Annotated in this window: 9 protein-coding genes and 1 pseudogene; 3 read left to right on the top strand and 7 right to left on the bottom strand. The window is 44.7% G+C overall.

The window, feature by feature from the left end; translation table 11 throughout:
* Together R7R78_RS04920 and R7R78_RS04915 are read left to right on the top strand one after the other, a co-directional pair.
* Nucleotides 1–312, top strand: a pseudogene (locus R7R78_RS04920) (hypothetical protein); the annotation flags it as partial.
* Between the two features lie 4 nt (nt 313–316).
* A complete protein-coding gene (locus R7R78_RS04915) occupies nt 317–1963 on the top strand; it encodes a BatD family protein (RefSeq protein ID WP_225473198.1) in 1647 nt (548 codons plus the stop codon).
* Between the two features lie 129 nt (nt 1964–2092).
* Here R7R78_RS04915 and R7R78_RS04910 read toward each other — a convergent pair whose 3' ends face one another.
* The 5 genes from R7R78_RS04910 to R7R78_RS04890 all read right to left on the bottom strand — a co-directional run bounded on the left by R7R78_RS04910 (nt 2093) and on the right by R7R78_RS04890 (nt 8094).
* Nucleotides 2093–4216 (bottom strand): GGDEF domain-containing protein, encoded by a 2124-nt coding sequence (locus R7R78_RS04910; protein WP_170889984.1) that lies wholly within the window; start codon nt 4214–4216, stop codon nt 2093–2095.
* A gap of 327 nt (nt 4217–4543) precedes the next feature.
* On the bottom strand, nt 4544–5293 hold the full coding sequence (gene pstB / locus R7R78_RS04905; RefSeq protein ID WP_005375156.1) for a phosphate ABC transporter ATP-binding protein PstB: 750 nt from the start codon (nt 5291–5293) through the stop codon (nt 4544–4546).
* Nucleotides 5294–5353: 60 nt separating this feature from the next.
* Nucleotides 5354–6217, bottom strand: a complete 864-nt coding sequence (pstA, locus tag R7R78_RS04900; RefSeq protein WP_005383923.1) for a phosphate ABC transporter permease PstA — start codon at nt 6215–6217, stop codon at nt 5354–5356.
* 22 nt (nt 6218–6239) lie between these two features.
* Nucleotides 6240–7172 carry a phosphate ABC transporter permease subunit PstC gene (pstC, locus tag R7R78_RS04895; RefSeq protein ID WP_005375154.1) on the bottom strand — a complete coding sequence of 311 codons (933 nt, stop codon included), beginning with the start codon at nt 7170–7172 and terminating at the stop codon, nt 6240–6242.
* Nucleotides 7173–7272: 100 nt separating this feature from the next.
* Nucleotides 7273–8094, bottom strand: a complete 822-nt coding sequence (locus tag R7R78_RS04890) for a phosphate ABC transporter substrate-binding protein (RefSeq protein WP_005375153.1) — start codon at nt 8092–8094, stop codon at nt 7273–7275.
* Between the two features lie 330 nt (nt 8095–8424).
* Here R7R78_RS04890 and R7R78_RS04885 point away from each other — a divergent pair, with 330 nt between their 5' ends.
* The gene (locus R7R78_RS04885; protein ID WP_225473196.1) at nt 8425–10068 is read left to right on the top strand and encodes a methyl-accepting chemotaxis protein; all 1644 of its coding nucleotides are present in this window, start codon (nt 8425–8427) and stop codon (nt 10066–10068) included.
* A gap of 101 nt (nt 10069–10169) precedes the next feature.
* Here the strand turns inward: R7R78_RS04885 and R7R78_RS04880 are convergent, their stop codons facing one another.
* Nucleotides 10170–10742: a DUF1566 domain-containing protein gene (locus R7R78_RS04880; RefSeq protein WP_213905456.1), complete on the bottom strand. Its 573-nt coding sequence runs from the start codon at nt 10740–10742 to the stop codon at nt 10170–10172.
* Nucleotide 10743: 1 nt separating this feature from the next.
* The gene (locus tag R7R78_RS04875) at nt 10744–12177 is read right to left on the bottom strand and encodes a DUF1566 domain-containing protein (RefSeq protein WP_225473194.1); all 1434 of its coding nucleotides are present in this window, start codon (nt 12175–12177) and stop codon (nt 10744–10746) included.
* Nucleotides 12178–12183 lie beyond the last annotated feature (6 nt).

Raw genomic sequence — 12183 nt, 5'->3', positions numbered from 1 at the left:
CAACAAAAGTCTCAAAACGAAGGGAAAGAAGCGCAAGGACAACAGTCACAAAATCAGCAAGATTCTGAAAATAAAAAAGAAAAACAAAAAACGGAACAACATCAACCGCAACGAGATGACAAGCAAGTGAAGGATCAAGGTGAACCAATACAGGCTAAAGCGCATCCCGAAAAAATGCATCAGGATGATCCTGAGTTCCGTCGACTAGAAGCAGTAGAAAGTGCTCGCGACCCAAGCTTTTTGATCCGTGCGCAAATGCAACTTCAAGCGCAACAAAAACAACCTCCACAACAATCTCAAAAGGAGTGGTAAGCCTGTGATGAACAAAGGCGTAAAACTGGTCTTTATTTTTGTGGCCAGCCTAATATCCAGTTTCTCGGTGATGGCACAGACACTTCAAGCTAGTGTGAATAAAACACAAGTAGCCAAGAATGAAGTGATTAACCTCAGAATCATTTCAGATACTGAGCTCAGCTCAGACTCAATCGACTTCAGTGTTCTAGAGAAAGACTTCTTCTTGGGTCAACCTCGTTATGGCCGCTCTAGCAATAACATTAACGGAAGAAAATCAGTGCGTACCGAATGGAGTATCTCAATTGCACCAATGAAAGAAGGTGTTCTGACTATTCCAAGTTTTTCCGCTGATGGCATGAAAACGGAGCCGATCAAACTACGTGTCAACGCGAGCCAAACAGACCCCAATCTTGATGATCTATTTAGCTTCAATATTACGGTCGACAACAGTACGCTCTACCCTCAGCAATCTGCAACATTACGTATACAACTTCTAATTAAAGCGGACACTCGACGCCTAGATAACCCGCAAATAGTACCTCCACAGATTGAAGGCATGAAGCTTGAGGCACTGGGTGGCTTACAACAAAGACAGAAGATCTTAAATGGGTTAGAAGTAGCGGTCATAGAGCAGTCGTTTCGCTTAACGGCCAATCAACCAGGCACTTATACCTTGATAGGTCCTAAACTGACCGGTTCTTATATTTATGGCGACAGCTTGACGGGCTCAACCAAAATAATGCCTATCAACACCAAAGCGGAACGCATGCCAATCACGGTCAAACCGATTCCGAGCGAATTTAAAGGTGAATGGCTTCCTGCTTCAGCGTTAGAAATGACACAGAGCTGGCAAGACGATCAAGGTAATCTATTGTCGACTAACGCGATCAACACAGTAAAACAAGGCTCTTCACTCACTCGAACCATTCAAGTTAAGGCTCGCGGTACACAAGCCGAATATCTGCCACTAGTCAATATTAGTTACCCGAGTTCACTGCGCGTGTATCCCGAACAACCTAAGTTCGATAGCGCGAGAGATGGCACCGTTACCATGACGGTGAAGCAAGTCATTATTCCTACAGAGGCCGGGAAATATACCTTACCAGGATACGACTTGAACTGGTGGGACAGTCAAAATGATGAAGCGAAGAAAACAACGTTACCAGAGCTAACATTAGACGTAGAGAAAAATGACACTGGGCTAATCACGTTGCCGGAATCGCCTCTTTCAGCGCCTTTAGTGTCAGCCCCTAGTCCTGAATCAAGCGGCGGTGTGAGCAGTCTCTGGCGAACATTAACCTTTGTTTTCTTGGGGCTTTGGATAATGACATTGGGAATCGCTATTTGGGCATGGAAAAAGCGGTCAATAACAGCGAGTGGAACGGTTTCAAATACTGAACAACCACTTTGCATCGACGCGCTAAAAAAAGTCATCGAAGAGGGCGATGCTGCGAAAATTGAACGCTCTGTAAATGAGTATTTAACCACTCATCAAGACAGGTTAAACCCTGGTGACGTACAAGCAATTAAGCAAGAGCTTAATGCCATGAATCAAGCGTATTTTAGTGCTAACCAACAACCTTGGAGCCCTGATTCGCTGCTAGCGAAAATTCAAAACCTTGGCAAAGCAAACGTAACGAAAACCGACCACCAACTCGAAAAGCTATAAATAACTAGATAACAATGGCAGCTCTCATGAGCTGCCCATTCTCTTATGCGGTCAAATTTGCTTTAGCGGTTTTATCTAGAGCACCAACCGCCGCCCCCTTCCCTATCAAGTTGCTCTTATGAACATCACTCACTCAACAAACACTTGGGGCTCGTATTCGTATCGCCTTACACAATTTCGCCCATGATTCTTCGCTTGATAGAGTGCCTTATCCGACAACTGATATAAATGGTCGAAATTAAAGTCTTTGCCTTTCGCTTTATAACAGGAGTAACCGACTGAAACGGTAAGTAACTCCCCTTCTGGGTTATGTCGATGCTTTATCCCCTCGCCCTCGATACATTGACGAATGCACTCTGCTCTCAGTCGAACCTCCTCTTGATCAGAACCAATCATGAGCAACGCAAACTCCTCACCTCCGATACGGCAAAAAACTTCATCTTCACCTTTGGTATGATGATCCAAGATATAGCCAATTCGCATCAATGCGATATCGCCTTCGAGATGACCATAGTGATTATTGAATAAGCCAAAATGGTCAATATCAATCAGGATCAGGCCAAACGACATGTCGTCTTCACACTCTAGGGCACAATATTTTTGCATCACATGTTCTAACATGCGGCGATTACCAAGACGCGTCAAAGGATCGAGCTTAGAAAGTACCTCAAGCTGTCGATTGGCTTCCTCCAACTCTTTTGTTCGGTTCTGAACCTCCAGCTCTAAGTTTTCGTTTAATTCGCGAATAGCCTCTTGAGCTTGAGTACGTTGCAATACTTCAGCTAAGCTGGACGCGAACATACGAATCACTTCACGTAACTGAGAAGTTAACGGCGCACGTGTCAGCAAATTATCAACAGCGATAAAAGCGATAGGACCACTGCTATTTGAAGTCAATACCGTCATCGCAGCCCAACCAAAGCCAACAATATTACAGTCATGATAAATAGGCACTGATTCTTCAAATGCGACTTCGTTTGGCATTGAGCGAGCCAAATTTATAAGAGAGAAATCTTGGGTTTCGCCAAAGAAGTAAGATTCATCCACCACGTTACCTTGAATATCGGTACCCCACGTTCCTTGCATGTAAGAGCAATTTTCATCAGTTAAAAACACCGCCATTCGGTCAATGCCAAGATTTTTAATGGCGAAAGTGACGGCCGATTTGCATACTCCACTGACAGTAGTGCAACGTGATAACTCAACCATGCTTGAATGCAACATGCGTACGTTTTGTTCTTGGCGCTTACGAATGTAAATTTGAGAGAAAAGTGAACCAAACGAGTCCAACATCTGTTTTTGATATGCCGTTATCGGCTTACGATGAATAAAGTTATCTAGCGCGAACCACCCAAACGGTTCATTGCCATCGCGTAAAATCAACATCGCATTCCAGCCCTGCCCGATGACCTTGCCTGCTGTGTATATTGGCGCGTCTTCTACAATCACTAAGTTGCTCTCAAGGCTAGATAACGCGGTGATATACTCCTCGCTAAGTTGATGTAAATCGTATTGTGTGTGAAATTCATCAATCGTAATTCCTGACTCATCCGTGCCGTATGTACCACTGAAGCTGCGCTTTTTCATATCGAGAAGCATCAGTGTAGAGCGATCAAACCCCAATCGTTCACGTAGCGCTTCGACGGCTTTGTAGTACAAGTCCTTTAAAGAATCAGGATTAGAGATTTCGAGTGCAACTTGCTGAACTAACTTCATATTTTCGATAAAGCGCTCGCGTTGGCTAATCTCATCAACATATTGCGCTTCACGAATATCTCTGTGCCTGATCTCTTTCGAGGCATTTTTTTCAGCACGAATACATTGCCAACGCGCCGCTGCGAGTTGCATTGCGTCGTAACTTTCTTCATAGATATTATGTGCCGTGCGAGCATGTACAGATTGAATCAGTAGGTAGGTACGTTTGATAGGCGTGTTGTCGAGCATCATGATGTAACTGTCACCCCCTAAATCTCGGGTGTGATTCCAGTTACAAGTGTTGATCGCCAGAGGTATGATGCTTTCAGAGGTATCAAACTGACTTGCCCACTCCCAGAATGTCTCAGGATAGTTTTGGGTTGGGTAAAGCTCTCCGCGAGAGAAGCTCATCGAATGACGAGGGTTAATTGAAGGATCTTCAAAAATAGCGAGGGCTTGAGGGGAGAACAGACTCTCTAAATGATCAAAGATTGCCTCCGCTAGCAACCGATGGTCCCTCGTTGAAGACACTTTTCTTGTAAAACTTCTTAAACTCACCCTACCAACCTAATCTACTTTTTTATCCTCGATAAAAAACTACTTAGGCCATGATATGCAATCAATACGTTCAAATTTGAGCTGTTAAGTCATTCGCAAAATTATCAGACTTAGTGTTACATTCGAGAACTCTTCAGCACTTTTAAAGCCATGTTTCACATAAGTTACATGCTTTATAAACTGGGGAGGAAAGTTGTACTTATTTACAAGATTTTTGTGTTGGTAGATGTTTTAAGCCTACGACTTAAAAAGAAAAAGGCCCCTCATCAAGAGGGGCAAAGTTACCATCGCTTATAGTTATTTAGTTATGCTTGTAAATACGGTGGATTAACCGAAATCACCATTTACGTAGCCTTGAGTACGGTCGTCTTGAGGGTTGCTAAAGATCACTTGCGTATCGTTGTGCTCAACCAGTTCACCCATTAGGAAAAACGCAGTGCGGTCAGAGATACGACGCGCCTGTTGCATTGAGTGAGTCACGATAACGATGGTGTAGTTCTTCTTTAGCTCTTCCATCAGTTCTTCGATTTTGTGTGTCGCAATTGGGTCAAGTGCCGACGTTGGTTCATCCATCAGAATCACATCAGGCTCCATCGCGATTGTACGTGCAATACATAAACGTTGCTGCTGACCACCAGAAAGACCGAATGCGTGTGATTTAAGGCGATCTTTCACCTCATCCCAAAGTGCAGCACCGCGCAGCGAACGCTCTACCACTTCATCAATTGTCTTTTTGTCTTTGATACCTTGAGCACGTAAGCCGTAAGCCACGTTCTCGTAAATGCTCATCGGGAATGGGTTTGGCTTTTGGAATACCATGCCGACTTTGATGCGAAGGTCAGCAACATCAATGTTGCCGTAAATATCTTCGCCGTCCATCGCCAATTTACCTGTAATTTTCACGCCTTCGATTAGGTCATTCATTCGGTTCAAACAGCGTAGAAGCGTTGATTTTCCGCAACCTGACGGGCCGATAAGTGCAGTTACTTGGCGAACTGGAATTGGTAAGTTGATCGATTTCAGTGCTTGGTTGTCACCGTAGAATAGGTCTAGGTTTTCAATATCAAATTTGTTCATTGTCTTAATCTCTTAATTCTTGAGTTCGTGTCTTTTAACGTGCGTTCTTAATTAGTGTTGTTAGTAAGTTGCGGTGTTAAAACGTCTAGCAATCAGTTTCGTTACCATGTTGATCAAGAGAACAACCACGATAAGCACTGTTGCCGTACCGTAAGCCTGATTCCATTCTTCAACGGTAAACAGTTCGGTAGTCAGTTTGTATAGGTGAACGGTTAGCGTACGACCTGAATCCAATAAAGAATCCGGAATACGTGCAACCATACCTGCTGTCAGGAATACTGGAGCAGACTCACCAATGACACGACCAATACTTAGAATGACCGAGGTTAAGATACCTGGCATTGCGCTCGGAAGAATCAAACGCCAGATAGTGTAAATCTTAGAAGCACCGAGGCCATAAGAGCCTTCACGGTACGTTTGTGGTACTGCCATCAGCGCTTCTTCCGTTGTACGGATGATCACTGGCAGGATTAGGATACTTAGCGTCAATGCACCCGACAGAATCGAGAAGCCAAGGCCAAGAATCGCCACGAAGAAAGTCATACCAAACAGGCCGAAAATGATCGACGGGATACCCGCCAATGACTCGGTACAGAATCGGATGATTTTCACCAAACGACTGCCCACTTTCGCGTATTCGGTCAAGTAGATTGCCGTCATGATACCGAGTGGCGCTGCCACTGCGATAGAAGCGATAACCATGTAAATGGTCGCCACAATCATTGGGAAGATACCGTGCTCTTCACCTGTGCGCGTATAGTTATCAGTAATGAAGTTCCAATCTACGTGTTGTAGACCGTTTGATAGGATGTACCAGATAATCCAGAACAAAAAGCCTACCGTTAGTGCTGCCGAGATCCAGACAAATGCGTTAAAGACATTATCTTTGAACTGGCGTGCTTTTTTCAGTTTTGCGCGATCCATAATAGTCACCTTTAACGAGCGATTACTTCGCTTTTTCTCGGTTTAGGTACAGTAGTACAGCGTTCAACGACATGATGAAGACCAGAAGTACTACACCTGTAGCGTAAAGTGCGTTCGCGTGAACACCACTTGCGTAAGACATTTCAATAGCGATGTTTGCAGTTAGTGTACGAGCCGAATCCAAGATGCCTTCTGGCATTGCCGGCGCGTTACCCATAACCATGATAATCGCCATGGTCTCACCCAATGCACGACCGATACCCAGTATCACACCTGTCATGATGCCTGAGCGAGCCGCTGGAACGAGCAACTTAAAGATGGTGTAGATTTTCGATGCGCCCAGTGCCAAAGAACCTTCTTTATAAGTACGAGGGACAGCGCGAATAGACGTTTCAGAAACCGTAATTACTGTTGGTAGAATCATCACACCAAGAACTATAATACCGGCCAAGATAGTGTTACCTGCAGGTACATCAAATACCTTCTGAATCAATGGAACGATAATAACCAGACCGAAGAAACCGTAGACCACTGAAGGAATACCGGCTAGCAGCTCAACCGCTGGACGGATGATGTCTGCTAATCGCTTTGGTGCGATTTCAGCGATAAAAATGGCGGTCAGAACACCAATTGGAACCCCAACAATGACAGCACCAGCCGTCGATACGATAGATGCCACAATCATGGTGGCGACACCGTAAAGCGCAGGTGGTAACCAGTTTTGTCCTAAGACAATGCCCGATACGCCTGCTTCTTGGAATGCCGGAATACTCTCTCGAACGATGAAGTATGCAATAACGGCTAATGAAACAATGCCGATTACGGCACTCGTTAGGAACAAGCCGTGGAAGATGCGCTCTTTCCAGTCTACACGACGCTTCTCGCGTAGGCCTGACTTGCTGATAGCTCTAGCGTCAGTATTCATAAGCTTTTCACTATTTGTTGCGATGGTCATTTAAAAATCTCACGGTTCTGGGCAATGCCGTTGAACACAATGGATAGAAAAGGCTCAGCCCGAAACGTTGGGCTGAGCAAACTTTAGAGTCCCGATGGGATTAGTTAACTGAGATGTAACCTTTTTGGTCAACTAGCGCTTGCGCTTCGTCAGTTAGCATCCAGTCTAGGAATTTTTGCGTTTCTGTTGATGGCTTGCCTTCTTTGTAAAGAACAAGGAATGGACGCGCTACTTTGTAAGAACCGTTTTTAACGTTAGCTACCGTTGCATCAACGCCGTCGATTGCTAGCGCATTAACAGTGTTGTCTACAGTACCAAGAGAAATGTAGCCGATTGCGTATGGGTTAGATGCAACCATTGTTTTCAGTGCGCCGTTACCGTTTGCAACTTGAGCACGTTGAGAGATAGCTGATACCTTCTTACCAGAAATCTTCATTTTTAGAGACATGATGTCTTCAAATGCGCCACGAGTACCAGAAGCTGTGTCACGAGTAATGGCTACGATTGGCTTGTCTGCACCACCGACTTCTTTCCAGTTTGATACTTCGCCTTTGTAGATTGCAGTCACTTGCTCGGCTGTTAGACCTGGCAGTTTGTTTTGTGGGTTAACAACCACTGCGATACCATCACGAGCAACCACTTCTTCGATTAGTGTTGATTCTTTTTCAGAGTCTTTTAGATTACGAGAAGACATACCAAGGTCTGCTGAACCATTTTTCGCTGCTTTTACACCAGCTGAAGAACCAGGACCTTGAACTTCGATAAATACGTTAGGGTTCTTCTTCATGTACGTTTCAGAGAAAACTTCCATCAGTGGAGTTACGCTGCTAGAACCCACTGCAGAGATAGTTTCTTTAGCAGAAACAGGAGTCACTGCCATTGCGCCTAGAAGTGCGATTGCACCGATTACTGTCTTTTTCATCACAATTTCCTTAAGTGGCTTTATTGCCGTTGTGTTTCACTTGAACGGTGCTCACTTTAGAATTTGAATATGACAGTTGTGTTTCACTTAGTTGAACCCTCTATGACACGTTGTCATTTCTAACTATTAATTCCGCGACTTATCCCTCTCTCAATTTGAACGTAACGTTTTTATAAGTTGCCTCATGTTCAAGATGATAACCCCATCGATTTTGGTACATTTCATAACAATTAGATATGAGTAACTCATTGATTTGGCGAATGTAACAATTAAAATCGAAATGCTTATTTATAAAAAAGATAATAATCAAACCTATAGAGGGTCAATCTCATGCGTCAATTTCTTAGTACGCTTTCTATTAAACTTCAGGTTTTTCTGCCTGTTCTATTCACAGTTATATTACTCATCATTGGACTGAGTGTCGGAATCGGTAAACTCGATCAAGCATTCAATAAGGTTTCGGCTTCCACCCATAAGCTAATCATTCACAAAGAGGAACTTAGCGGCATCGTAGACAACACTTACGCCATGCGCATCAAAGCCATTTATAGTCTATTTAGAGCCGAAGATGTTCAGTCTCTCAACCAAGAGCTTTCTGAGCGACAAAACAAAAACCGCGATTTTCTTAACTCCATCGACAATCTCCCTGGCGTTCAAAATGAAGTCAATGCTATGCGTAAGGCCATGAATCACTATGTTGATTTCACTCGCGTTACCATGACACCTCTGCTCACCACTAAACACTCTTCTGATTACACCACCTCTGATTTCAATCAAAAGTACGAATCTGCAATGGCTGAGTATCGATTAGCTGGCGAAGCGATGATCAACGCCATCGACAAACTATCTAAACAATTGAATCAAATCGTCACCGATGAAGTCGAAACGAATGGCGAACAACATTCAACCACGCTAACTTACAGCGCCGTCTCGCTTGCGGTGATCTTGAGTGCCGCTTCACTTATTAGTTGGGTACTCGCCAGCTACATCGTTGCGCCGATTCGTAACCTTCAAGTAACGATGCAGGAAGTCGCGAAGGGAAACCTACTAGTTAAGGCCGAAGCCATCGGGAAAAACGAAGTGTCTCAGTTGGCTCGAGATGTAAACCAGACCATAGAAAAACTGCGTGAAACTGTAAGCGCATTGGTTCGCATTAGTGAAGATGTGGCATCAGCATCAACCGAGTTAGCAACTGTTATGACTCAAAGCAGCGTCAACTCGGATCAAGAAAAGCAAGAAGTTGAGCAAGTAGCCTCGGCGATCAATCAGCTAGAGTCGACCGCAGCTGAAGTATCGACCAATGCACAAGAAGCCGATAGTGCATCAAATCAAGCACGTACGTTAACCTCACAAAGTATAAGCATGTTTGGGGAAAGCACTCGCGCAAGTGAACAGATGGCGGAACAACTTAACGAAGCCGCTGCCGTCGTGACTTCACTAAAAGATCAATCAGAACACATTGGTCGCGTGATCGAAGTGATTGAAGGTATTTCTGAGCAAACGAATCTACTTGCACTGAATGCAGCGATTGAAGCTGCACGGGCGGGCGAAAGTGGCAGAGGCTTTGCGGTAGTGGCCGATGAAGTACGTATGCTGGCAGCGCGAACTCAGGAGTCCACCAAAGAGATCCAAACCATTATAGAAGAGCTACAGCAACAATCTGGTCACGCAAATGAAAGTATGCATTCCAGCTTAGCCATGTTGTCAGACAACCAAGCTCTTACACAAGAAGTTAGCCAATCACTTGCTAATATCAGTAATGCTATCGCCGATCTGAACTCAATCAACACTCAAGTTGCGACCGCATCAGAAGAGCAGAAACAGGTCACGGCTGATATCAACAACAACTTAACGAACATCTATGAACTAGTGAGCCAGAACGTCACTGGGATCACTCAATCAGCCGCGGCAGCGCAAGAGTTGTCTGGTTTAGCAGAAAACCAAAAACATCAGCTTAAGCAGTTCCAAGTTTAAATACTCTGCTCAACACGATAAGTTCCAAAGGTTAGAAAAGAAAAAGCTCCGCACTGGCGGAGCTTATTAACATCTGGATTCGTGAAAATCCAACGGGGTGATTACTCCTCGTCAGTAACCAGCAGAACAGAGGAAATGTTCGTTGACTCTAGTGGGTTCCAGTTGTAAACCTCACCATTAAATGAATCAAACACCATAACGTTTGAGCCATCACCGTTTGGTGTGTTACTCCAGATGTAACCAGCATAGTCACCCACCTCTAGCGTGTAGCCACTTGCGAATGCAGTGCCGTTCATCGCAGGGCTATGGCAAGCACGTTCTGTCAACGCGACTAACTCCTTAATGTTTGGTATGCGCCAATTCTTTTTGCCAGCGAAGTCATATAAAGCATGATTACCTGATTCATTGCGGATTTGCTCAGCGGTTGATAGCGCTAACTGCCATGACATCTTAGTCGCAGCGCCATCACAAGCTTCGTTTGCCGTACTCCACGTTGAACCAACAGGGCAACGCATCCATGTTAGACCTGTTTTCAGGTCAGTTACGGTACCGCTCTCAGAATATGTATAACGCGTGTTAGGTGCCGTTTTAGCAAAGTCAGTAGAACACTCTTGTGCAGCCATTACAGTTTGAGAAGCCAAAGCAAGAGATAGTACAGTTATTAATTTCTTCATCTTATTGGCCCTTTACTGCTACTAGACGGATTGGGAATTGGAATGACGTGCCTGTGTCACGCTCTACTTTGTCAGAATAAATTTCAACAAAGCTTACGTGGCCACGGTCAGCGCCCTTCGCTGCAATCACTGCAAATTGAAGTGCACCTTCGTAGTTAGCAGGAGAGTAATTATTAAATGTGAAATCACTTAGCCAAATAGCACCTGAATTAACGTCTGGGCTGCCTTTACCCTGTTGAGGGAAGTAAGCTGTCGTCATACCATAGACATTGCCGTCGGCGTCTTTCTCTGTCTCACCTAAGTCTAGAACATCGTAGAACTCTTGGTATGTTGGTAGGCGCCAGTCACTAATGCCACATAGTGATTGCTTGTTTATATGTTCAACATATTGGCTTGTTGAACAGATGCCATCAGCAGCATCCACACAACCAACGACTTCAAGATCTTCGTAATACGGCTTAAATGTTTCAGACTCAAACGCAAATAGGCGATCTTTAAATTGAACCGAGATCGCATCCGCACTCTTGTTTTCCCAAACAAGACCAGTACGCTCGTCCATAGTACAAGCCCAGTCAGTGGCATCTGCAGCTAAAACAGCACCTTGTGAATCTAGCTTAACGAACTTAAAGCCAGCGCCTGTCGACGTTTGCTTGTCCTCTTTGTCGAAGCCGTATTCCGCATCTTGACCAGGGTAAGACGCTTGAACCTCAGCAACGTCTGCTGCTCCTTCAGCAAAATAAAGAACGGCCCCCGTATCGTTGCTACCAACCGTTTGTTCAGCAACCGCTGCAATTTCTTCAGCAAATGCACTCACTTCCGCTTCAGACAGAAGATCAGAGGCCAATGATTTACCCTGGAAGCTAAGGCTTTGAGCAAGCAGCGCTACGCCTTGGGTCATTTGTTGTGGCTGCATTGCAGCTAATAGTGCAACCGTGTTTTGCTCTAGCTTATCTAGCTCGCTGGCTTCTGCGTTAGACATTACCGTTCCAGACAGAGAAACACCGGCATCGGTGAGTTGTGCTTTCACAATCTCCTCAGCTTGAGCAACGGTTTTACCGTCAACCACAAGACCTGCGAGCAACGTTGTTACACCATTGACCGTGTTACCCGTTGCTAAATTTTGACCCGGAGCCGCAAGACGCAACGTTTGGTTTGAACCTTGATCAACTTGAGCAAGAATGGTACTGGTTAGTACGTTTTTGTCGCTTGAAGTCAGGCTAAATTTACCGGCATTATCCGTTTTAGCACTCGGTTCAGTGGAATCACAAACGTAGTTTTGGTTTAAATCGATACATACTGGCGTATCAAGAAGTGTACCTGCAGAAACGATGGTGCCAGCTACATCATAGGTCGGTGCCGACGTGTCACCACCAGAACCTCCGCCACAGCCAGCAAGGGCTAGTGACATAGCAACGAAAGAATATTGAAACTTCATAGATTT

This window comes from Vibrio sp. 2134-1 (assembly GCF_033339495.1).
This window is presented reverse-complemented; position numbering and strand designations above follow the sequence as displayed.